The sequence below is a fragment of the Haemophilus sp. THUN1691 genome (assembly GCF_059704425.1).
Genome location: NZ_AP046578.1, coordinates 663210 through 687672, shown reverse-complemented (window position 1 = coordinate 687672; position 24463 = coordinate 663210). Strand labels below are relative to the sequence as shown.

24 protein-coding genes and 1 tRNA gene are annotated in these 24463 nt (G+C 40.0%); 15 read left to right on the top strand and 10 right to left on the bottom strand.

Features of this window, described 5'->3' with window-relative positions; translation table 11 throughout:
- The first annotated feature begins 89 nt into the window (after positions 1 to 89).
- From AC6H0J_RS03425 to rfaC, 6 genes are all read left to right on the top strand, one after another.
- Positions 90 to 593 (top strand): protein disulfide oxidoreductase, encoded by a 504-nt coding sequence (locus tag AC6H0J_RS03425; protein WP_005626817.1) that lies wholly within the window; start codon positions 90 to 92, stop codon positions 591 to 593.
- 52 nt (positions 594 to 645) lie between these two features.
- A complete protein-coding gene (gene rfaD, locus AC6H0J_RS03420) occupies positions 646 to 1572 on the top strand; it encodes an ADP-glyceromanno-heptose 6-epimerase (RefSeq protein WP_005626818.1) in 927 nt (308 codons plus the stop codon).
- A gap of 85 nt (positions 1573 to 1657) precedes the next feature.
- Entirely contained in the window at positions 1658 to 2701 is a 1044-nt protein-coding gene (gene waaF, locus AC6H0J_RS03415; RefSeq protein ID WP_005626820.1) for a lipopolysaccharide heptosyltransferase II, read from the top strand.
- Between the two features lie 17 nt (positions 2702 to 2718).
- Complete coding sequence (locus tag AC6H0J_RS03410) at positions 2719 to 3300, top strand: YcxB family protein (protein ID WP_046952597.1); 582 nt, start codon at positions 2719 to 2721, stop codon at positions 3298 to 3300.
- Between the two features lie 28 nt (positions 3301 to 3328).
- Positions 3329 to 4234, top strand: coding sequence for a DMT family transporter (locus tag AC6H0J_RS03405; RefSeq protein WP_005626824.1), 906 nt, complete (start codon positions 3329 to 3331; stop codon positions 4232 to 4234).
- Positions 4231 to 5187, top strand: a complete 957-nt coding sequence (rfaC, locus tag AC6H0J_RS03400) for a lipopolysaccharide heptosyltransferase RfaC (protein WP_005626825.1) — start codon at positions 4231 to 4233, stop codon at positions 5185 to 5187. Before AC6H0J_RS03405 ends, rfaC begins: the two co-directional genes overlap by 4 nt.
- A 43-nt stretch (positions 5188 to 5230) precedes the next feature.
- Here the strand turns inward: rfaC and AC6H0J_RS03395 are convergent, their stop codons facing one another.
- Positions 5231 to 6454 carry an MFS transporter gene (locus AC6H0J_RS03395; RefSeq protein ID WP_005626827.1) on the bottom strand — a complete coding sequence of 408 codons (1224 nt, stop codon included), beginning with the start codon at positions 6452 to 6454 and terminating at the stop codon, positions 5231 to 5233.
- 168 nt (positions 6455 to 6622) lie between these two features.
- Positions 6623 to 6712: transfer RNA gene (locus tag AC6H0J_RS03390), tRNA-Ser, on the bottom strand.
- 124 nt (positions 6713 to 6836) lie between these two features.
- On the opposite strand from AC6H0J_RS03390, the gene dauA reads away from it, so the two are divergent.
- From dauA to dusC, 5 genes are all read left to right on the top strand, one after another.
- Complete coding sequence (gene dauA, locus AC6H0J_RS03385; RefSeq protein ID WP_497512835.1) at positions 6837 to 8579, top strand: C4-dicarboxylic acid transporter DauA; 1743 nt, start codon at positions 6837 to 6839, stop codon at positions 8577 to 8579.
- Between the two features lie 70 nt (positions 8580 to 8649).
- A complete protein-coding gene (gene rph, locus AC6H0J_RS03380; RefSeq protein ID WP_497512833.1) occupies positions 8650 to 9366 on the top strand; it encodes a ribonuclease PH in 717 nt (238 codons plus the stop codon).
- Positions 9367 to 9389: 23 nt separating this feature from the next.
- The gene (gene pyrE / locus AC6H0J_RS03375) at positions 9390 to 10031 is read left to right on the top strand and encodes an orotate phosphoribosyltransferase (protein WP_497512832.1); all 642 of its coding nucleotides are present in this window, start codon (positions 9390 to 9392) and stop codon (positions 10029 to 10031) included.
- 78 nt (positions 10032 to 10109) lie between these two features.
- On the top strand, positions 10110 to 10976 hold the full coding sequence (gene djlA, locus AC6H0J_RS03370) for a co-chaperone DjlA (protein WP_005636320.1): 867 nt from the start codon (positions 10110 to 10112) through the stop codon (positions 10974 to 10976).
- Positions 10976 to 11908 (top strand): tRNA dihydrouridine(16) synthase DusC, encoded by a 933-nt coding sequence (dusC, locus tag AC6H0J_RS03365; protein ID WP_497512831.1) that lies wholly within the window; start codon positions 10976 to 10978, stop codon positions 11906 to 11908. The genes djlA and dusC overlap by 1 nt, the downstream gene beginning before the upstream one ends.
- A gap of 39 nt (positions 11909 to 11947) precedes the next feature.
- Here dusC and rpoH read toward each other — a convergent pair whose 3' ends face one another.
- The 5 genes from rpoH to plsY form a co-directional block, all read right to left on the bottom strand.
- Positions 11948 to 12793: an RNA polymerase sigma factor RpoH gene (gene rpoH / locus AC6H0J_RS03360; RefSeq protein WP_005626842.1), complete on the bottom strand. Its 846-nt coding sequence runs from the start codon at positions 12791 to 12793 to the stop codon at positions 11948 to 11950.
- 137 nt (positions 12794 to 12930) lie between these two features.
- Positions 12931 to 13242, bottom strand: coding sequence for a DUF2322 family protein (locus tag AC6H0J_RS03355; protein WP_005626845.1), 312 nt, complete (start codon positions 13240 to 13242; stop codon positions 12931 to 12933).
- A 25-nt stretch (positions 13243 to 13267) separates the two neighbouring features.
- Positions 13268 to 14293: a UDP-N-acetylmuramate dehydrogenase gene (gene murB / locus AC6H0J_RS03350; protein ID WP_046952592.1), complete on the bottom strand. Its 1026-nt coding sequence runs from the start codon at positions 14291 to 14293 to the stop codon at positions 13268 to 13270.
- Positions 14294 to 14368: 75 nt separating this feature from the next.
- On the bottom strand, positions 14369 to 16072 hold the full coding sequence (gene narQ / locus AC6H0J_RS03345) for a nitrate/nitrite two-component system sensor histidine kinase NarQ (protein WP_046939406.1): 1704 nt from the start codon (positions 16070 to 16072) through the stop codon (positions 14369 to 14371).
- Between the two features lie 41 nt (positions 16073 to 16113).
- Positions 16114 to 16713 carry a glycerol-3-phosphate 1-O-acyltransferase PlsY gene (gene plsY / locus AC6H0J_RS03340; RefSeq protein WP_005626856.1) on the bottom strand — a complete coding sequence of 200 codons (600 nt, stop codon included), beginning with the start codon at positions 16711 to 16713 and terminating at the stop codon, positions 16114 to 16116.
- 82 nt (positions 16714 to 16795) lie between these two features.
- Here plsY and folB point away from each other — a divergent pair, with 82 nt between their 5' ends.
- The 3 genes from folB to AC6H0J_RS03325 all read left to right on the top strand — a co-directional run bounded on the left by folB (position 16796) and on the right by AC6H0J_RS03325 (position 18713).
- Positions 16796 to 17152 (top strand): dihydroneopterin aldolase, encoded by a 357-nt coding sequence (folB, locus tag AC6H0J_RS03335; RefSeq protein ID WP_005626859.1) that lies wholly within the window; start codon positions 16796 to 16798, stop codon positions 17150 to 17152.
- An 87-nt stretch (positions 17153 to 17239) separates the two neighbouring features.
- On the top strand, positions 17240 to 17812 hold the full coding sequence (gene sodC, locus AC6H0J_RS03330) for a superoxide dismutase [Cu-Zn] SodC (RefSeq protein WP_497512829.1): 573 nt from the start codon (positions 17240 to 17242) through the stop codon (positions 17810 to 17812).
- A gap of 88 nt (positions 17813 to 17900) precedes the next feature.
- The gene (locus AC6H0J_RS03325; protein WP_046952589.1) at positions 17901 to 18713 is read left to right on the top strand and encodes a DUF5677 domain-containing protein; all 813 of its coding nucleotides are present in this window, start codon (positions 17901 to 17903) and stop codon (positions 18711 to 18713) included.
- 53 nt (positions 18714 to 18766) lie between these two features.
- Here AC6H0J_RS03325 and AC6H0J_RS03320 read toward each other — a convergent pair whose 3' ends face one another.
- From AC6H0J_RS03320 to AC6H0J_RS03310, 3 genes are read right to left on the bottom strand one after another with little or no spacing between them, the layout of a single operon-like run.
- Complete coding sequence (locus tag AC6H0J_RS03320; RefSeq protein ID WP_005628994.1) at positions 18767 to 19045, bottom strand: heavy-metal-associated domain-containing protein; 279 nt, start codon at positions 19043 to 19045, stop codon at positions 18767 to 18769.
- Between the two features lie 8 nt (positions 19046 to 19053).
- Positions 19054 to 19416, bottom strand: a complete 363-nt coding sequence (locus AC6H0J_RS03315) for a mercuric transporter MerT family protein (protein ID WP_005628992.1) — start codon at positions 19414 to 19416, stop codon at positions 19054 to 19056.
- On the bottom strand, positions 19391 to 20500 hold the full coding sequence (locus AC6H0J_RS03310) for a transglutaminase-like domain-containing protein (protein ID WP_005628991.1): 1110 nt from the start codon (positions 20498 to 20500) through the stop codon (positions 19391 to 19393). Before AC6H0J_RS03310 ends, AC6H0J_RS03315 begins: the two co-directional genes overlap by 26 nt.
- 233 nt (positions 20501 to 20733) lie before the next feature.
- Between AC6H0J_RS03310 and metH the strand changes: the two genes are divergently transcribed.
- Positions 20734 to 24423 carry a methionine synthase gene (gene metH, locus AC6H0J_RS03305; RefSeq protein ID WP_005628990.1) on the top strand — a complete coding sequence of 1230 codons (3690 nt, stop codon included), beginning with the start codon at positions 20734 to 20736 and terminating at the stop codon, positions 24421 to 24423.
- Positions 24424 to 24463 lie beyond the last annotated feature (40 nt).

The window sequence follows — 24463 nt, the reverse complement described above, 5'->3', positions numbered from 1 at the left end:
GTTTTACCTATTGTAGCAAAAATCCCTTGTTTTTGACTGTGCTTTTATGCTTGATTACAATCATCTCAACGAGATAAGGAATAAAGAAAATGAAGATTAAAAAACTACTTAAGAATGGATTATCCCTCTTTTTAACGTTTATTGTGATGAGTAGCATACTGGATTTTGTTCGTCGCCCTGTAGTGCCAGAGGAAATAAACAAAATCACGTTACAAGATCTTCAAGGGAATACGTTCTCTCTTGAAAGTCTCGATCCAAATAAACCTACGCTGCTTTATTTTTGGGGAACCTGGTGTGGTTATTGTCGCTATACTTCGCCAGCAATTAATTCTTTAGCAAACGAAGGCTATCAAGTTGTATCGGTGGCGTTACGTTCAGGCAATGAGTCGGCAGTAAATGATTATTTAAGTAAAAATGACTACCACTTCACTACGGTTAACGATCCTAAAGGGGAATTTGCAGAACGATGGCAAATTAATGTGACGCCCACAATTGTGCTGTTGAGTAAAGGCAAAATGGATCTTGTTACGACCGGCCTCACGAGTTATTGGGGATTAAAAGTGCGGTTGTTTTTCGCAGAGTTTTTTGGCTAAGCGGTAGAAAATCTATTACAATACGCAGACTTATTTTAAAGAGGACAGAATTATGATTATCGTAACAGGCGGCGCAGGTTTTATTGGCAGCAATATTGTCAAAGCATTAAATGATTTAGGGCGCAAAGATATTTTAGTGGTAGATAACTTAAAAGATGGCACGAAATTTGCAAATTTAGTTGATTTAGACATTGCAGATTATTGTGATAAAGAAGATTTCATTGCTTCTATTATTGCAGGCGACGAATTTGGCGATATTGATGCAGTATTCCACGAGGGAGCATGTTCTGCGACTACGGAATGGGATGGTAAATACATTATGCACAACAACTACGAATATTCTAAAGAGTTGTTGCATTATTGCCTTGACCGTGAAATTCCTTTCTTTTATGCCTCAAGCGCAGCAACTTATGGTGATACCAAAGTATTCCGTGAAGAACGTGAATTTGAAGGTCCGTTAAATGTTTATGGCTATTCTAAATTCTTATTCGACCAATATGTACGCAACATTTTGCCAGAAGCAAAATCGCCAGTATGTGGTTTCCGTTATTTCAATGTTTACGGGCCGCGTGAAAATCATAAAGGTTCTATGGCGAGCGTAGCATTCCACTTGAATAACCAAATCTTAAAAGGTGAAAATCCAAAATTATTTGCAGGCAGCGAACATTTCCGCCGTGATTTTGTTTATGTGGGCGATGTTGCTGCAGTGAATATTTGGTGTTGGCAAAATGGTATTTCAGGTATTTACAACCTTGGTACAGGAAATGCAGAAAGTTTCCGTGCGGTGGCTGATGCAGTAGTGAAATTCCACGGTAAAGGCGAGATTGAAACCATTCCATTCCCAGAACATTTAAAATCTCGTTATCAAGAATATACTCAAGCAGATTTAACTAAACTTCGTTCAACAGGCTACGATAAATCATTCAAAACAGTTGCGGAAGGCGTGGCTGAATATATGGCGTGGTTGAACAGAAAATAAACCGTAGGTTTGCCTACTTCCCATCAACAGAGTGCGGTTAAAAATCTCGGTATTTTTGACCGCACCTTTATCTGAAAGACAGAAAATGAATATTCTAATTATTGGCCCTTCTTGGGTTGGCGATATGATGATGTCGCACAGTCTGTACCAGCAACTGAAAATTCAATATCCAAACTGCAATATTGATGTGATGGCACCGAATTGGTGTAAGCCTTTGCTTGCGCGAATGCCAGAGGTGCGTAAGGCGATTGAAATGCCATTAGGGCACGGGGCCTTTGAATTGGGAACGCGTTATCGTTTAGGAAAGTCTTTGCGTGAACAATATGATATGGCGATTGTTTTACCTAATTCATTGAAATCTGCGTTTGTTCCTTTCTTCGCAAAAATTGCTCATTGTCGGGGTTGGAAAGGCGAAAGCCGTTATATTTTATTGAATGATTTACGAGCCAATAAAAAAGATTATCCAATGATGGTGCAGCGTTATGTTGCATTGGCTTTTGAAAAAGATGCTGTACCAAAAGCTGATGATATTCCTGTCTTGAAACCCTATTTGACGGTTGAGCCAGCACAACAAGCTGAAACCTTAAAAAAATTTGAAAAACAAACCGCACTTTTAGGCGAACGTCCAATTATTGGTTTTTGTCCTGGTGCAGAATTTGGCCCAGCAAAACGTTGGCCGCATTATCATTATGCTAAATTGGCAGAAATGCTCATTGAAAAAGGCTATGCGGTAGAATTATTTGGTTCACCAAAAGATGTGGAAGCGGGTGAGCAAATTCGCAATGTATTGCCAGCAGAACTGCAACCATTCTGTTTGAATTTGGCAGGGCAAACGAATCTTAATCAAGCGGTGGATTTAATTGCCAACTGTACGGCAGTAGTGAGCAATGACAGCGGCTTAATGCATATTGCCGCTGCGACAGATCGTCCATTGGTTGCACTTTATGGTCCAACGAGCCCAACTTATACGCCACCATTATCAGATAAAGCCGTGATTATTCGTTTAATTGAAGGCGATTTAATTAAGGTGCGTAAAAGTACAGATAGCTCGGAAGGGTATCATCAAAGTTTGATTGATATTAAACCTGAAAAAGTGGCAGAAAAACTGACCGCACTTTTAGACGTTTAAGAAAGAGAGAATATAAAATGGAAATAACCTATCAATCCGTATTAGATAAAAATAATGCCAAAGCAGCCCGTAAAATCAGTCGTGAAATTTATAAGCATAATAAATTTCGTAAGATGATGAGGCTTGGCGATTTTTTATTATATTTATTCTTCTTCCTGCCAAGTATTTTTCTTGCTTTTGAACTGATGGATTGGGGAGAGTATTTGTATGATTGCTATGAAAATATCTTAGCTAATTATGCAGGACATATATTATTGCTCATCTCAGTATGTTGTTTTTTCTATGCTATTTTTCTACGACCTTATTTAAATACCAAAGCTTTTCAAAGCCAAGTATTTGAGGGCGCTAATAAAAGTACAACCGTACAAATTCAAGAAAATGGTTTATGCACGAAAATAGATTCCTGCCAAGTCTTGCATAATTATCGCTACATTCATCATATCGAAAATCATTATGGATACCTAACGATTAGAATTGGTGGTGGACAGTTTTTATCTATTCCTTATTCAGCCTTTCAAGATGATGCTCATCGAGAAGCATTTGAAGCCGCTTTACGAGAAAAAATAAAAGCTTACCAAGCAGAGCCTTTAAGTAAATAGAAAAGGCCTAATAGGATATGTTAATGATATGAATCCTCTCCGTATACACTTACAATTAATCGGAATGGCCATTTTATGGGGCGCCTCTTGGCCTTGGGGACGAGTGGTTGCCCAAGCTATGCCGACATTTATTGCTTCAAGCGTGCGCTTTTTTTTCGCCATTATTCCACTCATTATTTGGCTATATGCGGCGAATCGTTTCAAATATGCTAAACAACTGCGACCTAATCAATGGGTGGGGTTATTGTTAACTGCTTTGCTTGGGATCTTTGGTTATTCGACTTTCTTTATTTGGGGTTTGAAATATGTTCCAGCAGGGCAAGGAACGATGGTCGTTGCCTCTAATCCCGTCTTTACGATGTTTTTTGCTATTTTATTATTTAAAGAAAAGTGGAATCGCTGGGTTGTATTAGGGATGATTATTGCCATTAGCGGTTCTTTGTTAGCCATGACAAAAGGGAATCCAACTAACCTCTTACAAAATTTTGGATTCGGTCAAATGTTATTGCTTTGTGCTTTAGTTTGCTGGGTTGCTTATACTTTATTGGCTCGTAAAGTATTAATCGGAATTGATTCTCTCACCGCTACCACGATTTCTTCTACTTTTGGTTTTTTCATGCTGACGTTGGCAACATTATGGACGGAAAGTGCGGAAGATTGGGTAACCGTATTTCAATTAAATGGATCGCAATGGTTTAGTTTACTTGGTCTTGCATTTGGCTCAACGGTATTGGCTTATGCATGGTATTTTGATGGAGTGAAACACTTAGGGGCAGGCAATGCCTCGGCTTACATTATTCTTGTGCCGATTTTAGGTATTTTATTTTCAGCCGTTTGGTTGAATGAACAGGTGGATTCCTCCTTAATTATTGGGGGCATTTTAGCCGTATCTGGGCTTGGAATTATGCATTGGGGAAGAAGGTTAATTAAATGAAAGTATGTGTGATTAAAACTTCCTCTATGGGGGATGTTATCCACACTTTGCCTGCCTTGACTGATGCACAAAAGGCGATTCCTAGTTTAAGTATTGATTGGGTGGTGGAAGAAAACTTTGCAGAAATTCCACGTTGGCATTCTACCGTAAATCGCGTGATTCCTATTGCTTTGCGCCGTTGGCGTAAATCACCTTTTTCCATTCAAACAAGAAATGAGTGGAAAAATTACCGCACTTTGTTGCAGGCTGAAAATTATGATGCGGTAATTGATGCGCAAGGGCTCATTAAAAGTGCATTATTTGCAACTCGTTTTGCCCAAGGTATGAAACATGGCTATGATCGTCAAAGTATCCGAGAGCCGTTAGCGTCTTTTTTCTACGATAAAAAATATTCTATTCCCTATCAACAGCATGCGGTGGAACGAATTCGTCAGCTTTTTGCCCAGAGTTTAGGTTATAAATTACCTCAGGTTCAGGGTGACTATGGTATTGCTCGCCATTTTCTTCATCAAACTTCAGAAAAAAACTATGTGGTATTCATTCATTCTACAACTCGGGCAGATAAGCATTGGGAAGAATCAGAATGGCAAAAATTGATTGAAAAAATTACCGCACTTTCTGATTACGAAATTCGCTTGCCTTGGGGAAATAAACAGGAAAAAGCGCGAGCAGAGCGTTTGGCTCAAGTTGATTCTAAAGTGATTGTATTGCCGAAATTAACTTTAACGGAGCTTGCAAAACAGCTTGCGAATGCAAAAGCCGTTGTGTCGGTGGATACAGGCTTGGCGCATTTAACTGCCGCTTTGGATAAGCCCAATATTACGCTTTATGGCGCAACGGATCCTAAATTGATTGGCTGTTATGGTAAAAATCAGCATTACTTATCGGCAAGTTCAATGAAAGAAATTTCAGCTGAACAAGTATCCTCACAATTGCTTACTTTTATTTCATAAAAAATGCTCGCACTTGGCGAGCATTTTTATCTTTTATATTTTCTTAGTCTAAGGCTTTACCTTTTAATTCAGGGATTAAGAAAATTGTCGCTAACATATCAATTACGTAGATAATCGCAAGTAGAGCGATGGCCGTTTGGAAAGAGTAGGCGAGTACAACAGCGCCCACAACCACAGGTCCAAATCCACCTACGGCACGACCAATATTGAAAAGTACGTTTTGTGCCGTTGCTCGAGCTTCTGTTGGATAGGCTTCTGCCATTAATGCACCGTAACCTCCCATCATTCCGTTCACAAACATACCTAAAAATGCCCCAGCAAGAAGCATGATGTCAGGATCGGTAAGTTGTGAGTAAACCACGATACTTATCACCGCGCCTAATTGGAAAAGTAAGAAACTTGGTTTTCGTCCTATTCGGTCGGCGAGTTGTCCGAAAATCCAAATCCCAGCCATCATGCCGCAGACGGTAACGGCTGTCCAAAGTCCAGATTTAGTTAAACTGAATCCAAGTTGTTTTGATAAGAAATTAGGTAACCAAATCATAATGCCGTAATAACCGAAGTTTTGTACGGAGGTGAGTACGATGATACCAAGGCTAATTTTGTTCGTGGCTTTATCTTTAATAAGAAGCTGGAATGAACGTAATTTATCAGTAAAACTGGATTGAGTTGAAAGTGCGGTTTGTTTTTGAGTGAAAATTTCAGGTTCGTGTAGATGAGAACGTAAGAACCAAGCGACAAATGCAGGGAAGATACCCACCAAGAACATTCCACGCCAGCCAATATGCGGGAGCAATAATGGTGTAAGTAATGCGGCACCTAATACACCAGCTTGCCAACCTAATGCAACATAAGATGCTGCTTTCGCTCGGTGGCGTGCGGGCCATGCTTCTGCTGCTAGAGCCATCCCAATTCCAAATTCACCGCCTAAGCCAATGCCAGCAATTGTGCGATAAATCAGTAAGTCCCAATAACCTTGTGCAATCGCACATAACCCAGTAAATACTGCAAAGAGAAGAATGGTCCAAGTGAGTACGCGTACACGACCGTATTTATCGCTTAATGCGCCAAATAAAATACCGCCAAATACGGCACCAATAAGCGTCCATGTTACGAGAGAGCCACCTTGGGCGGGTGTTAGATTTAAGTCTGCGGAAATTGCACTAAGCATGAAACCTAAAATGAGAAGATCGAAACCGTCCATTGCATAGCCGACGGCAGAGCCAATTAAGGCTTTCCAGCCATAACTGTTTACTTTGTTTGTCATGATGTGTCCTTTTGTTACTCGCGGGTAACATTTAAAGTGAAAAGAAAGGTGATTAAAAATCGGTGGCTAGTTTACTGCATTGATGAAAAAATTCAATGAACAGAGTACAAAAAGAAGAATAAAAAATTGATTTTGAATGAGAAGGAAAATAAGGGAATAAAATTAGGATGGCGGTGAGAAAGGGATTTGAACCCTTGATGCAGTTTCCCACATACACGCTTTCCAGGCGTGCTCCTTCAACCACTCGGACATCTCACCGTAAAAGGTGCGCAAACTATAAAGATTTGCTCCAGTTTAGTCAAGTTTTTTGCGCTAGAACATAAAAAACTTTTAAAAGTTTCGCTAGAATAACCGCACTTTATTTATCGTTTGTAGTTTTTTTATGCATATTAAAGCGTTATTTTCTAAAAATGTTTTTTTAGCCGTAAAACCCTTTAGCGCGCTGAAAGATTCTTTCCGTTTAGGCTATTCGAAAAAATCGCTGATTCGCGACATTATTTCAGGGTTAACCGTTGGTGTGATTGCAATTCCGCTTTCCATGGCTTTGGCTATTGCGAGTGGTGTGCCACCACAACATGGTCTTTACACGGCAATTATTGCGGGTATCGTTATTGCGCTGACAGGTGGTTCTCGCTTTAATATATCTGGGCCTACAGCAGCTTTTGTTGTGATTCTGTACCCTGTTACTCAACAATTTGGGCTAAGTGGTCTTTTGATGGCAACGTTGCTTTCTGGGCTCATTTTGGTTTTGATGGCGTTATTTCGTCTAGGACGTTTAATTGAATATATTCCCTTGCCTGTGACCCTAGGCTTTACTTGCGGGATTGGCATTACTATTGGTACTTTGCAGATTAAGGATTTTTTGGGGCTTTCCATAGAAAAAATGCCGGCGCATTATCTTGAAAAAATCCAAACAATTTTTACCGCACTTCCTACTATAAATTGGGCGAATGCAGCAGTTGGTGTGGTAACACTATTAGTCCTGACTCAATGGCATAAATTGCGTTTGGCAGTGCCAGGGCATCTACCTGCCGTGATTATTGGTACAATTTTAGCTCTAGCATTACAGCATTTTGATTTTGAGGTGGCGACGATTGGATCTGCATTCCAATATACTTTGCCTGATGGTTCCATTGGTCATGGGATTCCTAATGTATTGCCAGATTTTTCTCTGCCGTGGAATATTCCTGATGCGCAAGGTCAATTAATTCATTGGGATTTTAATAGCTTACAAGCTTTGTTACCTGCTGCTTTTTCAATGGCAGTATTGGGCGCAATTGAATCACTTCTTTGCGCAGTGATTTTAGATAATATGACAGATACTAAACATCACTCTAATAACGAGTTATTAGCACAAGGCTTAGGGAATATCATTTCTCCGTTTTTTGGAGGAATCACGGCAACAGCTGCGATTGCTCGTTCTGCGGCTAATGTGAAATCAGGGGCGGTATCGCCAATATCAAGTGTTGTGCACGCAATACTTGTTTTATTCGCTTTACTTTTGTTTTCGCAAGCCCTTTCTTATTTGCCTTTGTCATCGATGGCTGCTTTGTTGTTAGTGGTGGCGTGGAATATGGCAAGTGTGCACGATATTATTCATCTTGCTCGCCGTTCAGGCAAAAATGAAATGGCAGTGTTGCTGACTTGTCTTATTTTGACCGTATTGTTTGATATGGTGATTGCGATTAGTGTTGGGGTGTTGCTTGCAAGTCTCTTGTTTATTCGAACCATTGCTGAGATGACAAAAGCCATTGAACACAATGCGCCTGAAGATTTAGATGATGTGTTGGTTTACCGAATTAGTGGTCCACTTTTCTTTGCTGCTGCGGATAAATTATTTGCGGATTTGCATGATAGAACGGTTCATACCGATCATGAAATCCGACATATTGTGCTGCAATGTGATGCAGTGACAGTGCTTGATGCTGGTGGAATACATGCGCTTACTCGATTTGTTCAACACATGTTGCCCCATCAACAACTTTACTTGTGTAATATGCAATTCCAGCCGTTGAGAATGTTAGTTAAATCTAATTCTTCGCCAGATATTCAAAAAATTAATTTTGCGGCAGATTTAAACGAAACTTTCCATAAAATTCGTGACTTTGAAAAAACTACCCAATAATGAAAACTAAAGCGTGCTAGAATAGTGCGCTTTTTTATTACATCGTTCTAAACCATATCAAGGAATAATTATGCGTCCAAATAATCGAGAAAATAATCAACCCCGCCAAATTAAAATTACCCGTAATTACACTAAGCACGCTGAAGGTTCTGTGCTTGTTGAATTTGGTGATACCAAAGTGCTTTGTACTGCAACAGTGGAAGATGCTGTACCACGTTTCTTAAAAGGACAAGGGCAAGGCTGGGTCACGGCTGAATATGGAATGTTGCCACGCTCAACACATAGTCGTATGCAACGTGAGGCGGCTAAAGGTAAACAAGGCGGACGCACAATGGAAATTCAACGCTTAATTGCCCGCTCTTTGCGCGCGATGGTGGATCTTAAAGCACTTGGTGAACGTGCGATTACTTTAGATTGCGATGTTATTCAAGCGGATGGCGGCACACGTACTGCATCCATTACTGGTGCTGCTGTCGCATTATGTGATGCGATCAATGGTTTAATTGAGAATGGCACGTTAAAAAATAACCCAATTAAAGGTTTGGTTTCGGCAATTTCTGTAGGAATTGTTGATGGACAAGCCGTTTGTGATTTGGAATATGTGGAAGATTCTGCAGCGGAAACCGATATGAATGTTGTGATGATGGAAGATGGTCGAATGATTGAGGTGCAAGGAACTGCAGAAGGCGAGCCATTTAGCCATGAAGAATTATTAACATTATTAGATTTAGCGAAACAAGGCTGTAATCAAATTTTCATCGCTCAACGCGAGGCGCTAGGCTTATAGACACAGTTTATAGGGATTAAAAAATGGAACAATATAAACGCGATTTTATCGAATTTGCTTTAAGCAGAAATGTATTGAAATTCGGAGAATTTACTTTGAAATCAGGACGTAAAAGTCCGTATTTCTTCAATGCGGGTTTGTTTAATACGGGGGCAGATTTAGCACGTTTAGGCGAGTTCTATGCTGCTGCAATTCAGGCAAGTGCGGTAGATTTTGATGTGGTTTTTGGCCCGGCTTACAAAGGTATTCCAATTGGCACTTCAGTTTCAGTAGCGTTATTTAATCGTTACGGTATTGATAAACCCGTGTGTTTTAATCGCAAAGAAGTGAAAGATCACGGAGAGGGCGGTAATTTAATTGGTAGCCCATTGCAAGGAAAAATTTTGCTTGTGGATGACGTGATTACGGCGGGTACTGCGATCCGTGAATCTATGGAATTAATTAGTGCAAATCAGGCAGAGCTTGCGGCGGTATTAATCGCTCTAAACCGTAAGGAACGAGGAAAAGGCGAGCTTTCAGCAATTCAAGAAGTAGAACGTGATTATCAATGCCAAGTGCTATCAATCATTGATTTAGATGACTTGATGCAATTTATTGAACAAGATCCTCGATACAGTAGCCATTTGTCAGAAATGTGTGCTTATCGTGCTGAATTTGGCGTATAAAACTTGAGAAATAAATTTTTGTCATCATTATAAATAACATTATAAAAATAACCGCACTTTGACTTAACAGGGGAAAGAATGGGATTTATTGGAAAAATTATAGGCGTATTTTTAGGTTGGAAAGTTGGTGGATTTTTTGGTGCGATTGCTGGGCTCATTTTAGGTTCTATCGCAGATAAAAAATTGTATGAACTTGGTTCAGTAAGTTCTAGTTTCTTTAAAAAGAAAACAACGCGTCAAGATTTGTTTATGCAAACTACCTTTGCGGTGCTAGGACATTTAAGTAAATCGAAAGGGCGTGTAACAGAAGAAGATATTCAATTAGCTAATCAATTAATGATTCAACTTAAATTGGATGATGCAGGGCGTAAATTAGCGCAGGATGCGTTTCGTCGTGGTAAAGAATCTGATTTCCCGATTCGCCAAGTTATCCGTGAATTTCGCATTGGTTGTGGGCAACGTGCTGATTTATTGCGAATGTTCTTACAAGTGCAAGTTCAAGCGGCTTTTGCCGATTCAGAACTTCACGAAAATGAGAAAGAAGTGCTTTATGTAATTGCTGAAGAACTTGGTCTTTCTCGTATGCAATTTGAACAAATGATTGCGATGGAAATGGCTGCTAGAGCTTTTACTCAAGGTGGTTTTTATCAGCAATATCAACAAGGTGCCTATCAAGGTGGCTACCAATATCAGCAACAAAATAGTGGTGGTTACCAACATGCTTCAGGCCCAACTTTAAATGATGCCTATAAAGTATTGGGTGTGACTGAGTCCGACGAGCAAAACACGGTTAAGCGAGCTTATCGTCGTTTAATGAATGAACACCATCCAGATAAACTCGTGGCGAAAGGTTTACCGCCAGAAATGATGGAAATGGCAAAAGAAAAAACTCAACAGATTCAAGCCGCTTACGATTTAATTTGTAAAGCAAAAGGCTGGAAATAGTGCGTGTTATTCTTGCGCCTATGCAAGGGGTTCTAGATCCCTTTGTACGCCAACTTCTCACCGAAGTGAATGACTACGATTTATGTATAACAGAATTTGTTCGCGTAGTTGATCAACTTCTCCCTGAAAAAGTATTTTATCGTTTATGCCCTGAATTAAAAAATCAGGGCTTTACTTCTTCTGGCACGCCTGTGCGAGTACAGTTGCTTGGGCAGCATCCAGAATGCCTTGCTGAAAATGCGATTCGTGCGATCGAGCTTGGCTCTCATGGTGTTGATTTAAATTGTGGTTGCCCTTCTAAAACAGTGAATGGCAGCAATGGTGGTGCGGCATTATTGAAACAGCCTGAATTGATTTATCGTGCCACTCAAGCCTTACGCAGAGCTGTGCCAAGTGAATTCCCCGTTAGTGTAAAAGTGCGGTTAGGCTGGGATGATATTTCTCAAGCTTTTGAAATCGCTGATGCGGTAGAGCAGGGTGGTGCAACCGAAATTACAGTTCATGGACGCACAAAATCTGATGGTTATCGCGCTGATCGAATTAATTGGAAAAAAATTGGCGAAGTACGAGAGCGTTTATCCATTCCTGTTATTGCTAACGGAGAAATTTGGCATTGGCAAGATGGGCAAGATTGCTTATCTCAAACAGGTTGTCAGGATTTAATGGTGGGACGAGGTGCGTTGAATATTCCGAATTTAAGCCATGTTTTGAAATCAAATGCAGAAAAAATGCCTTGGTGTGAGATTCAAAAAATCTTGCAAAAATATGCTAATGTCGAAAATGAATATGACAGCGGTTTTTATCATGTGGCACGAATTAAACAGTGGTTACGTTATTTGAATAAGGAATATGATGAAGCGAACCAAGTGTTTGATAAGATTAAGACTTGCCAAACTGCTGAAGATTTGAAATTACGTTTAAATGATAAATAAAAAACCTGCTAATCAGCAGGTTTTCTTTTTCTAAATTATTTAAAAACTCACCGCACTTTTTAATTTTTTCAGTGCATTGGTTTCTAATTGACGGATACGTTCCGCAGAGACATTATACTTTGCAGCTAAGTCGTGTAATGTGGCTTTGTTATCATCTAACCAACGAGCTTTGATAATATCCTGACTACGCGCATCTAGACTTTGTAGCGCTGCACCTAATTGCTCGGTTGCTTGGCTTTCAAAGTTTTCATTTTCCAGCTCTGCTGCGAAATTAGAACTTTTATCTTCCAAATAAAGGGCTGGAGAATAGGTCTCTGTTTCTGCATCATCAGTGGGTAAATCAAAACCTACATCCGCACCGCTCATACGCGATTCCATTTCGATAACATCTTCTTTGGAAACACCCAATTCATTTGCCACGATATCAACTTCATTTTCATTGAACCAGCCTAAACGTTGTTTAGTTTTGCGTAGGTTGAAAAATAATTTACGTTGAGCTTTCGTAGTTGCGACTTTTACGATACGCCAGTTACGAAGAACATATTCGTGGATTTCCGCTTTAATCCAATGCACAGCGAATGACACCAAACGTACACCAACTTCAGGGTTAAAACGTTTAACGGCTTTCATTAAGCCGATATTGCCTTCTTGGATTAAATCAGCTTGAGGCAAACCATAGCCAGAATAGCCACGTGCAACATGGATCACGAAACGAAGATGCGACAAAATGAGTTTTTTCGCTGCATCTAAATCCTCGTGATAATACAAACGTTCTGCCAATTCCTTTTCTTCCTCTGCGGTCAGCATCGGATATTCATTTGCCGCACGAATATAACCTTCGATACTGCCTTGAGGAACTAACATCATTTGTGTTTCTTTATCCATCGTTTCCCTTCTTTATTTTGGCTTTTGCCAATCAGTGAGCCTAGTTATAGCACAATAAGCTATCTTATTGAACCAATTTGTTAATAAGACAGGTTTTATCAATCAAAAGTTCAATTATTCTAAATAATTCTGATTAATTAGCAAAGTGGAATCAGGGTTAAATTAAGATTTTCATCAATCACCTTAAATAGTAAATCAATGTTCGGATGCTTGCCTGGATTCACTTTTGCATCTTCGACGTGTTCTGCAAACCATTCAACACCTTGTTGTGCGGAAGTGCGGTTTAATTTCCCGTTAAATTTTTCAGCCAACGCATTATAAAGGCGAAGCGAACCTAATTTACCTGGTATGGCTGGAATGTTGTGGATAATCGTTTCACCATCCATCACATTTAAACCGGTTAAATGATCGATTGTGGGTAAGGTTTCTAAAATTTCTTTAAAGCTCATGGTTTATTTCCTTAATCTATATAAATTATGCGATAGTTTGCTCGCTATTTACTTCGCCAGTTGCACCAATAAAGCGGACTTCAGGTTGTAAATATACACCAAATTTTTCTGCAACAGTTTGGCGAACGTGATGGGCGAGTTTGACCACGTCTTGTCCTGTTGCCCCGCTTTTGTTAATTAATACTAATGCTTGTTTTTCATGAACGGCTGCACCGCCAATTTGAAAACCTTTAAGATTGCATTGATCAATCAGCCAGCCCGCCGCTAATTTCACTGAGCCATCTGCCTGTGGAAAGTGCGGTAGATTTTCGTGATGTTTTTTGATTTCCTCAAAATGTTCCGAACTGACAACCGGGTTTTTAAAGAAACTGCCCGCATTACCAAATTCATTTGGATTAGGTAATTTACTTTGACGGATATGACAGACTTCATCAAAAATTTGTTTAGCGGTGACAGTTTTGGGATCGAACTCTACAAGTGAGCCATATTTTAGAATAGGCTGCCAATTTTTTGTGAGCTTTAATCCAACCGCCGTAATCACATAACCTTGTTGATAACGATGTTTGAAAATACTTTCACGATAACCAAATTCACATTGTTCTGTGTCGAGTCGGAAGGTTTCATTTGTGTTTAAATTAATCACATCTACATAATTGCACACATCTTTAAATTCAACGCCATAAGCACCGATATTTTGAATTGGTGCAGAGCCTGCACAGCCAGGAATCAGAGCCAGATTTTCTAATCCATAAATACCATTGTTAATAGACCATTCCACCAATTCATGCCAATTTTCACCGCCATTTACATGCAGGTAGTTAAAATCAGAATCCTGTTGATGAGTAATACCCATTAAACGATTTAAAATCACCACACCATTAAAATCATCCAGAAATAGCATATTACTGCCTTGACCTAGAAAAAGTGCGGGTAAATTTTCCGCTTTTGAATGAGTCCATGCTTGTTGTAGTTGTTCAATGCTATGTGCTTCGATAATTTCACGAGCATTAGCGTGAATATGGAAAGTGTGAAAAGGTTGTAAATTTTGCATTTAAAATACCATTGTCGGGGGCATAAAAAATTTATCTTTTATACCAGCTGCTATGAATAATTATATCCACCGTAATCAACATAACGCGTGCGGAAGCGTGATTTTCACCTGTGTACCGCCTTGTTCGCGACGGATGATGTTAAATTCTGCGTTAAGTTGGCGACTACGTTCAGTCATAATATTTAACCCATAATGACCTTCAGGCTCTTCAAGGTCTTGAATACCGATACCATTATCTTCAACTAAAATTTCGTATTCGCCTTCGGCATTAATTTTGGCGCTAATTTCAATTGCTGTGCCTTGAGAATGTTTGATCGCATTGGTGGTGGCTTCGCGTACAATTTGTAGCACATGAACCAGTTGTTGTGGATTCAAACTTTGTGATGGCAATTGGCAATTAACGTTCATTTGCATCGTTGTTTGTGAACGCAATGAGTCAATCACTTGTTCTAGCGCAAGCTGTAAATTAGCTTCTTGTATGGTTAAACGGAAAGTGGCTAAAAGCTCGCGTAATTGTGCATATCCACTCGAAAGAGCCTGTTCAAAATCACGAATAATGACCAAACTTTGTTCTTTGGATGAATCGCCTTCTTTCTTCAAGTTATGTTTAAGTAATGTAAGTTGAATCTGTAAAAACGATAGCACTTGAGCCAATGAGTCATGCAATTCTCGCGCGATAATTGACCGCTCTTCCATCAATAATAGCTGTTCTTGTTGGCGTAAACTTTTTTGGAAATAAAGGGCTCTCCCAAGCATTTGAGCAAGGTTTTGCATCATTCTCGGATCGGGACAAGGCAATCCTGCTTGCCAAGAGAGTGCACCGAATTCTTCGTTATCGACAGAAAGTGTCTCAGTTTGCAACGAGCAGTCTAAATCTTGAGTACCAAAAGCAATATCCCAATGCTCTGCACCCATAACTTCAACTTTGATATATTTCAAATTTTCGCTGACCAGAATGTGATCGAGCACTTGGCTTAATACTTTATCGTTGATCGTGTTGGCATTAAGAATTTGAGAACTTTGATAAAGTGTCGTCAACGAGCGGTTAGTTTGGCGTAACTTTTGTGTTTTTTCGTTTACCGTTTCTTCCAAACGTGAATAAAGCTGCCCAAGCTCCGTGGACATTTGTGTGAAGATACGCGCCAATGTACCGAGTTCATTTTGTTTCGTTGTATCTAGCGGAATGTGATTGAATTGACGCATTTGCACTTGCATACTGGCTTTCGTCATTAAGTGCAGTGGTTTTACGACTTCCCGCTGTGTGTACCAAATCACATAAGACACCATGAGTAAAATTAACCACATCGCGAAAAAAAGTACCGATACGCCCAAAATCCATTTTTGTTCACTGAAACGTTGTAGCTCAAACACAAAATAATCAACATCAGCCACATAGTCAGTGAGCTGATTACTATAGTTTTTTACATCGTGTTGGCGCGCATATTTTTCCATGTTCGTCCAACGTTGCAAAATGTTTTGATAGGAATGTTTTAATACATTCGGTGTGAAAAATTGATTTTGAACTTCCAATAAAGCAGATGAATGAAGGCTTATATGATAACGACGTAAGTTCGTTTCCACGCTTTCTGGTTGTTCTTGCATTTCATAGAGCAGGCGATAACTTTGCATCCGCAAAGAACCTGAAATATTAATGGCTTCTGCATCATATTTATTACTGCTCATAATTGCCAAACTTAGCGAGCTAATCACGCCAGCAACAATGAGAATGATGAATAAATATTTAGCAATACGAGTGGAAACTGAACGTTTAGTATGCACAGGAAACTCCAGTGGAAATTTAGAAAAGTGCGGTGAATTTTTTATTTCTTTTTTAATTTAGCCCAAACTTTATCTTCTTGACCGCGCCATAAACGTTGAACGTTATCGTGATGACGATAAATTAATAGGCAACATACCAGTGCAACGGGAAAAGTAAATTCAGGTTTAAACCACCACACATAAAAAGGCACAAGTAAAGCAGAAATAACCGCACTTAATGAAGAATAACCGCTGATAAGAAAAACGAAGCCCCAAGTGCCTAATGTAGAACCGGCTACAGCCCAAGAAATTGGTGCGATTGCACCGAAAGCGGTTGCGACGCCTTTACCGCCTTTGAAGTGGAAGAAAATGGGGAAAATGTGCCCTAAGCAAGCACCTAGTGCGACCATGCCTAATTCAAATTGTGTGAGTCCTAAATAGTAACCAACCCATACTGGCGTCATGCCTTTTAAAATATCAATAATTAGTACAGCGAGAGCAGACCAACGGCCACCGATACGAAGCACATTTGTCGTCCCAGGATTGTTTGATCCATTTTGACGAGGATCCGGTAAGCCAGCAATGCGACAAATTAGAATAGCACTGGAAATAGAGCCTAAAAGATAGGCACAAAGCATATAAAAAAGGGCAAAAAGGCTCATTTTGTACTCCAGCAAGAAAAAATATTCGTTATTCTACCCAAAGTTGATAGCATACGCCTACAATAATTTTAGAGGAAATCTTATGGATCGTGTTTTTATTGAAGAATTGACTGTTTTTGCTCAAATTGGCGTATATGATTGGGAACAGCAAATTAAGCAAAAGCTTGTGTTTGATTTGGAAATGGCGTGGGATTGTAAACAAGCTGCGGAAACGGATGATGTTGCATATTGTTTGAATTATGCTGAAGTGAGTCAAGTGATAATTGATTATGTGGAAAGTAAACCTTTCTTGTTGATTGAGCGAGTAGCTTATGAAGTGGCGGATTTGCTTGAGTCACGTTATCAACTTCAAGGATTAAAAATGAAACTGAGTAAACCGAAAGCTGTCGCGCAAGCTCGAAATGTTGGCGTATTAATTGTACGTGGATGTGTAAAATAATGTGAAATTTTCGTAAAAACTTGTCGGCTTTTTAAACGAAATTGACTAAAATAGTCATGAATTTTTACTGCAATAAAGGAGATTGCAATGAATATGAAAACCTTATTAGCTCTAGCGGTTAGTGCGGTATGTTCAGTTGGTGTGGCGCAAGCACATGAGCATAATCATGATCACAATATGGCACCTAAAGGTGCTTCTATTGAAGTGAAAGTGCAACAACTTGATCCAGTAAACGGTAACAAAGATGTGGGGACAGTGACCATTACTGAATCTAACTATGGTCTTGTGTTTACCCCTAATTTACAAGGATTAAGCGAAGGCTTACATGGTTTCCACATCCATGAAAACCCAAGCTGTGAGCCAAAAGAAAAAGAGGGTAAATTGACAGCTGGTTTAGGCGCTGGTGGTCACTGGGATCCTAAAGGTGCAAAACAACATGGTTACCCATGGCAAGATGATGCACACTTAGGTGATTTACCTGCATTAACTGTATTACATGATGGTACAGCGACTAACCCTGTTTTAGCGCCACGTCTTAAACATTTAGATGATGTTCGCAGTCACTCTATTATGATCCATGCTGGTGGTGATAATCACTCCGATCATCCAGCGCCACTTGGCGGTGGCGGCCCACGTATGGCTTGTGGTGTGATTAAATAAGTTGATTATCGAAAGATAAAAAGTGCGGTCAGTTTTGACCGCACTTTTATTATTGTTTAAAACAGAGTTAGTTCTATGGGGAAATATTATGAATGATATAGATTTTGAACAATGTTACAAAAGATTTTCAAAAACATTAAAAATAGCAAGAAAAGTTTCTGTAATGGGTGCTTATAGAAAATCTACAGGATTTCAAATGACATTTGCTTGTATTTTATTTGCAAGAATGTGTGTTATTGCTCAAAGCATACAAAGACTTACTCAGCAAGATGTTCCAACAAAATATGTCCTAGAAAACTGGGACTATGCTTCAACATTTGGTTTAACACGGAATTTAATGGAGTGTTATCATTCTTTGTTTTATTTATGCTTTGATAACGTATCTGATGAAGAAAGACAAACGAGAAAAAATATTTTTGATTTACATGATTACTATTCAAGAAAACAACTCTTCGAACATTTAAATAAAGTGCCTTTAGCAACCCAGTTCCACCATGATAAAGAAAATTGCTTAGAATTCATCTTAGATAAAATACAACAAGATTCTTTTTTTAATTCATTACCCGAAAAGGAGCGAAATAGATACTTGCAAGGGAAAAATGCTTTTATGTTGAGTAGGGAAGATATTGAAGAACGAAGCGGATTTAATAAAAGAGAATTTAGACTATGGTATAAGCTGTTATCAGCAAATGCTCACTCTTTCCCCATGGGGTTCTACCATGTGGCACCAGGAGAAAGAGGACTAGGGGGGAAAACAGAACTTGAAGTGAAATATATATGTAAGGCATTAAGTTTATCTGAATCTTATTTAAGAAAAGGAATTGAAGGTATGATTACTGTTATTTACCCAGATATAAGAGAAAGACTTGATAATAAAGAATTAAGATTTTTAAAAATATAGTCTAAATCTGCAAGGTGAGGGTACCTTATCATAAAAAACATTCAAATCTTAAATTACTTCACCACTTCCGCTGTATATTCCAATTTATGAATTGCATTAATCAATTGCTCATCAGGAACTTTTGGATCTTCTACAACAGTCACAGTTCTATCTTTAATGGAGGCTTTAGTGGAAATCACGCCATCGATATTGCGCAATTCTTTATTGACTAAGTAGGCGCAAAGCTGGCAATTCATTTCTTTTACTTTTAGCACAATTTGTTTGGTTTCATTCGCATGAGCGAAAGAAATTGCAAACAGAGAAAGCAAAAGTGCGGTACATAATTTCTTCATTTTTATTCCTAATTAGCTAATTCTAAAATCCAAGGCAAAATTGTTGGATAAGTTAAGAAAAAAATCATCACAATAAATACAATCCAATATAAAACGATGAGTTTTTTACGGGAAATATATTTGCTACAAATGATTTTTTTGGAAAACATTAACAGCCAAAATCCATAGGCAAAGGCGCATAATGAAACGATGAGCATGGGAATACGCAAATAATCATATTCGCCTAGGCCAATCAACCATGTAGATGACACGCCGAACACTAAATAAATTAATGGTGCAATGCAACACAACGTTGATGCCACCGCGGCGCTAAGTGCGGTGGCTATGGCAACCCAAAAGGATTTATTAGAGTTTTTTAGAGACGTAGTCATATTTAAATTCTTTTGGATCAAAGGAATTTAACGGATCGCCACCTACTTCTGCATATGGATAGCCGAAATTATTGATTGGAGCGAGTTCTGGTTGTGGATATAAATCGAAATCACGGGCATGGTTGAATCCGACCCAGTTTGCTTCCCAGTTACCAAACAAATATTTTGCTACGGCTTGTGTATCTTTATTTTCAACAGATTTTTTCTCTGCTAAACGCATTTTGGCAACGTCTGCGGAATCAACTGGTACCCATCCAAATCCTGCAAGGTAGAATTCAGCACGGCAGTGTTGGCCACCACTTACGTTTGCGATGCCTTGTTCATTTGCACTACCGAAGGCACCTTTTGAATATTTGCCCATTTTATCTGCCGCACCTAAGCGAATACCAAAAATTTCACGGGCTGGGATGCCTGCCGCACGAGCAAGCGCCACAAATATAGAGTTAATATCGGTACATTTACCTTTTAATACGCCAGTGGTAAGAATTTTTTCTACATCGCCGTCGCCACAACCTAATACAGAATTATCACGTTCCATATTTTTTACGATCCAGTGGTGAATAAGTTCTGCTTTCTTCAATGGATTGGTTTCTTTACCTACGATTTTGTCAGCAAATTCTTTCACAATTCCATCAGTTTTAATATGTGGAGTAGCTTTTAAGTACTCTTGTACATCCACGGAATACTGAATATCTTTTGGCGGAGTATAATTCTCTAAAGCACCTTTCACCATCGGTTCACGGTCTTTTGTTTCAATGACCATAGTGACTTTTAAATCACGTTTTTGTGCATCTTTATCCCAAGTGGCAAATAAGGTTTTCGCACCGTATTTATTGTTTTCTGTTACATAGGCATTCATGTAATTACCTTCAAAGTGAATCGATTTCACTTGTTGGTATTCTCCATTAAATGGCAATGGAACCCATAAATTGGTTTGTCCTTGTGAGCCTTTTAGCACAACTAAATCGTAGGTTTGCGTGAATTCGTAAAGATGGGCGTCTGTATTGTAGTTTGGAACATTGGTGTTTGCATGAGCTAACGAGCCACACGCAGAAAGCACCGCAACTGCGATAAGTTTCTTCATGAAGAGATCCTCTAGTTAATAATAGTTAAACTTAACATATTAGATAAACTAATACGCCACTATGCTAACGGATTTTTGAGCAATAATTCAACCGTTTTACGTAAACTTTTTATTTTTCTTATATAAAAAAATACTTTATTTTCCACCGCACTTTCCTTCTAACATTTGACACCCCTAGCCCTTACACCTATTATTCCGTAGTTATTTATTAAGATTTACGGAACAAAATAATTATGGTGAATAAAACCGCTCAACTTAAACAAGCTCTAGAAAATCGTATTCTCATTTTAGACGGTGCGATGGGGACGATGATCCAAAAATATAAACTGACGGAAACCGATTTTAGAGGCGAGAAGTTTAAGGAAAGTGCGGTCGATTTACGCGGTAATAATGATTTACTGACATTGACTCAGCCACTGCTAATTTCCGCTATTCATGAGAAATATTTAGCAGCGGGTGCAGATATTATTGAAACCAATACCTTCAGTTCTACCACCATTGCGCAAGCGGATTATGATTTACAGTCTATTGCCTATGAACTGAATTTTGCAGGGGCAAAGCTAGCGCGTTTAGCCGCAGATAAATACGGCACACCAGAAAAACCTCGCTTTGTTGCAGGTGTGTTAGGGCCAACTAACCGTACAGCCTCTATTTCTCCTGATGTAAATGACCCAGGTTTCCGTAATGTGACGTTTATGGAATTGGTCGATGCCTATGCTGAAGCAACCAAAGGCTTAATTGAAGGTGGTGCTGATTTGATCATGATCGAAACTATTTTCGACACGTTAAACGCAAAAGCCGCCATTTTCGCCATTGAAACCGTATTTGAAGAATTAGGTGTGGAATTGCCGATCATGATCTCCGGCACCATTACCGATGCTTCTGGCCGTACGCTTTCAGGGCAAACCACTGAAGCGTTCTACAACTCGCTTCGTCACGCTAAACCACTGACGTTCGGTTTGAACTGTGCGCTAGGCCCGAAAGAACTTCGCCAATATGTTGAACAACTGTCTAAAATCAGCGAAACCTATGTTTCCGTCCACCCAAATGCGGGCTTGCCAAATGCCTTTGGTGGCTACGATCTTGGCGCGGAAGAGATGGCGGCACACCTTAAAGAATGGGCGGAAAGCGGCTTTGTGAACATTATCGGTGGCTGTTGCGGCACCACACCGGAACATATCAAAGCCTTTGCCGAGGCGGTAGAAAACATCCCGCCACGCAAATTGCCACAAATCAAAACCGCGATGCGTTTATCTGGCTTAGAACCACTTAATATTGATGATGAAAGCCTATTCGTGAACGTGGGCGAACGTAATAACGTGACAGGTTCAGCAAAATTCAAACGTTTAATTAAAGAAGACAAATTTGCCGAAGCCATTGAAATTGCTATCGACCAAGTAGAAAACGGCGCGCAAGTTATTGACGTGAACATGGATGAAGCCTTGCTCGATGGTAAAAAATGCATGACCCGTTTCCTCAACATTATGGCGACGGAACCCGATGCGGCCAAAGTGCCGGTGATGATCGACTCCTCCAAATGGGAAGTGATTGAGGCTGGCTTGCAGTCAGTACAAGGTAAACCAATCGTTAACTCTATTTCCTTAAAAGAGGGAGAGGAAAAATTTATACATCAGGCTAAACTGGTGCGTAAATACGGTGCAGCTGTGGTGGTCATGGCGTTTGACGAAGTGGGTCAAGCCGATACTGAAGATCGCAAAGTTGAAATTTGTAGCCGTGCTTATGACATGTTAGTAAACCAAGTAGGCTTCCCACCAGAGGATATTATTTTCGACCCGAACATTTTTGCCATCGGTACGGGGATTGAAGAACACAACAACTACGGTGTCGATTTTATCAACGCTACAGGTCGTATCAAACGTGCGCTACCGCATGCGAAAATCTCAGGCGGGGTGTCGAATGTGTCTTTCTCATTCCGTGGTAACAATGTGATGCGTGAAGCGATTCACGCCGTCTTCCTCTACCATGCTATCAAACAAGGCATGGATATGGGGATTGTGAATGCGGGGCAGCTCGCGATTTATGACGATCTCGATCCTGAATTACGTGAAATTGTGGAAGATGCGGTATTAAACCGCAGCCCTGATGCCACCGAAAAACTACTCGATATTGCAGAAAAATATCGCAATCAAGGCAACGATGAAAGTGCGGTCGATTCTGTGGCAGAATGGCGCACTTGGCCAGTGGAAGAACGTTTAAAACACGCCCTTGTGAAAGGGATTACCACTTACATTGTGGAAGATACGGAAGAAGCCCGTCAAACCTTACCAAGTCCATTAGATGTGATTGAAGGCCCGTTAATGGCAGGCATGGACGTGGTCGGCGATTTGTTCGGTGACGGTAAAATGTTCCTCCCACAAGTGGTGAAATCTGCGCGCGTAATGAAACAATCCGTGGCGTATTTAGAGCCGTTTATCAATGCAACCAAACAAAAAGGTTCAAGTAACGGTAAAGTGGTGATTGCGACCGTAAAAGGCGACGTACACGACATCGGTAAAAACATCGTGAGCGTAGTGATGCAATGTAATAACTTTGAAGTGATTGACTTAGGCGTGATGGTGCCAGCGGACAAAATCATTCAAACCGCTATTGATGAAAAAGCGGATATTATTGCATTAAGTGGTTTGATTACCCCTTCTTTAGATGAGATGGAATACTTCTTGGGTGAAATGACCCGTTTAGGCTTAAACCTGCCTGTGATGATCGGCGGTGCAACCACCTCTAAAGAACATACGGCCATTAAACTTTATCCAAAATATAAAGAACACGGCGTATTTTATACCTCAAATGCCTCTCGTGCGGTGACAGTGTGTGCGACATTGATGAATCCTGAAAGCCGTGCGGCATTGTGGGAACAGTTCAAGAAAGATTACGAGAAAATTCAGCAGTCTTTCTCTAACCGTAAACCACTTCGTAAGCAACTAAGCATTGAAGAAGCACGTGCAAACCGCTTTGATGGCTTTAGTGGTGAATGGGCTGATTACGTGCCGCCAAAACCAAATCAAACAGGCATTGTAGAATTTAAAAATGTGCCGATTGCTGAATTACGAAAATTCATCGATTGGTCGCCATTCTTCCGCATTTGGGGCTTGATGGGCGGCTATCCTGATGCCTTTGATTATCCGGAAGGCGGCGAAGAAGCACGTAAAGTATGGAACGATGCACAAGTGGTATTAGATGAGTTAGAACAAAACCATAAACTCAACCCAAGCGGTATTTTAGGTATATTCCCTGCGGAACGTGTGGGCGACGATGTGGTGCTATTTTCTGATGAAGAACACACACAACCCATTGGTACAGCTTACGGCTTACGCCAGCAAACAGAACGTGGCAAAAACAGCAAAAGTCCGTTTAACTTTGCCCTAAGTGACTTTATTGCGGATCGCGAAAGCGGAAAAAAAGACTGGATGGGGATGTTCGCCGTCTGTGCGGGTATTGAAGAAATGGCATTAGTGGAAGGCTATAAAGCAGCGGGCGATGACTATAATGCTATCCTGCTACAAGCCGTGGGCGACCGCTTAGCGGAAGCCATGGCGGAATACTTGCACTTTGAGCTACGCACCCGCATTTGGGGCTACACGCAAGAAGAATTCGACAATCAAGGTTTAATCAATGAAAACTATGTCGGCATCCGCCCTGCACCGGGTTACCCAAGCTGCCCGGAACATACCGAAAAAGCCTTGATTTGGGATTTATTAGAAGTGGAACAACGTATCGGCATGAAACTCACTGAAAGCTACGCTATGTGGCCAGCCGCTTCCGTCTGCGGTTGGTACTTCACCCACCCTGCAAGTAACTATTTCACTTTAGGTCGCATTGATGAAGACCAAGCTCAAGATTATGCCAAACGTAAAGGTTGGGATGAAAGAGAGATGATGAAATGGTTGGGTGTGGCTATGAAATAAGCTTATTACAATTAATTTTAGGTCTTCTACTCTATAACAG

What these genes read in the sequence shown, in the direction of transcription:
- AC6H0J_RS03425 (WP_005626817.1), top strand. Translation starts at nt 90, where the DNA reads ATGAAGATTAAAAAACTACTTAAGAATGGATTATCCCTCTTTTTAACG.
- rfaD (WP_005626818.1), top strand. Translation starts at nt 646, where the DNA reads ATGATTATCGTAACAGGCGGCGCAGGTTTTATTGGCAGCAATATTGTC.
- waaF (WP_005626820.1), top strand. Translation starts at nt 1,658, where the DNA reads ATGAATATTCTAATTATTGGCCCTTCTTGGGTTGGCGATATGATGATG.
- AC6H0J_RS03410 (WP_046952597.1), top strand. Translation starts at nt 2,719, where the DNA reads ATGGAAATAACCTATCAATCCGTATTAGATAAAAATAATGCCAAAGCA.
- AC6H0J_RS03405 (WP_005626824.1), top strand. Translation starts at nt 3,329, where the DNA reads ATGAATCCTCTCCGTATACACTTACAATTAATCGGAATGGCCATTTTA.
- rfaC (WP_005626825.1), top strand. Translation starts at nt 4,231, where the DNA reads ATGAAAGTATGTGTGATTAAAACTTCCTCTATGGGGGATGTTATCCAC.
- AC6H0J_RS03395 (WP_005626827.1), bottom strand. Translation starts at nt 6,454, where the DNA reads ATGACAAACAAAGTAAACAGTTATGGCTGGAAAGCCTTAATTGGCTCT.
- dauA (WP_497512835.1), top strand. Translation starts at nt 6,837, where the DNA reads ATGCATATTAAAGCGTTATTTTCTAAAAATGTTTTTTTAGCCGTAAAA.
- rph (WP_497512833.1), top strand. Translation starts at nt 8,650, where the DNA reads ATGCGTCCAAATAATCGAGAAAATAATCAACCCCGCCAAATTAAAATT.
- pyrE (WP_497512832.1), top strand. Translation starts at nt 9,390, where the DNA reads ATGGAACAATATAAACGCGATTTTATCGAATTTGCTTTAAGCAGAAAT.
- djlA (WP_005636320.1), top strand. Translation starts at nt 10,110, where the DNA reads ATGGGATTTATTGGAAAAATTATAGGCGTATTTTTAGGTTGGAAAGTT.
- rpoH (WP_005626842.1), bottom strand. Translation starts at nt 12,793, where the DNA reads ATGGATAAAGAAACACAAATGATGTTAGTTCCTCAAGGCAGTATCGAA.
- AC6H0J_RS03355 (WP_005626845.1), bottom strand. Translation starts at nt 13,242, where the DNA reads ATGAGCTTTAAAGAAATTTTAGAAACCTTACCCACAATCGATCATTTA.
- murB (WP_046952592.1), bottom strand. Translation starts at nt 14,293, where the DNA reads ATGCAAAATTTACAACCTTTTCACACTTTCCATATTCACGCTAATGCT.
- plsY (WP_005626856.1), bottom strand. Translation starts at nt 16,713, where the DNA reads ATGAGCCTTTTTGCCCTTTTTTATATGCTTTGTGCCTATCTTTTAGGC.
- folB (WP_005626859.1), top strand. Translation starts at nt 16,796, where the DNA reads ATGGATCGTGTTTTTATTGAAGAATTGACTGTTTTTGCTCAAATTGGC.
- sodC (WP_497512829.1), top strand. Translation starts at nt 17,240, where the DNA reads ATGAATATGAAAACCTTATTAGCTCTAGCGGTTAGTGCGGTATGTTCA.
- AC6H0J_RS03325 (WP_046952589.1), top strand. Translation starts at nt 17,901, where the DNA reads ATGAATGATATAGATTTTGAACAATGTTACAAAAGATTTTCAAAAACA.
- AC6H0J_RS03320 (WP_005628994.1), bottom strand. Translation starts at nt 19,045, where the DNA reads ATGAAGAAATTATGTACCGCACTTTTGCTTTCTCTGTTTGCAATTTCT.
- AC6H0J_RS03315 (WP_005628992.1), bottom strand. Translation starts at nt 19,416, where the DNA reads ATGACTACGTCTCTAAAAAACTCTAATAAATCCTTTTGGGTTGCCATA.
- AC6H0J_RS03310 (WP_005628991.1), bottom strand. Translation starts at nt 20,500, where the DNA reads ATGAAGAAACTTATCGCAGTTGCGGTGCTTTCTGCGTGTGGCTCGTTA.
- metH (WP_005628990.1), top strand. Translation starts at nt 20,734, where the DNA reads ATGGTGAATAAAACCGCTCAACTTAAACAAGCTCTAGAAAATCGTATT.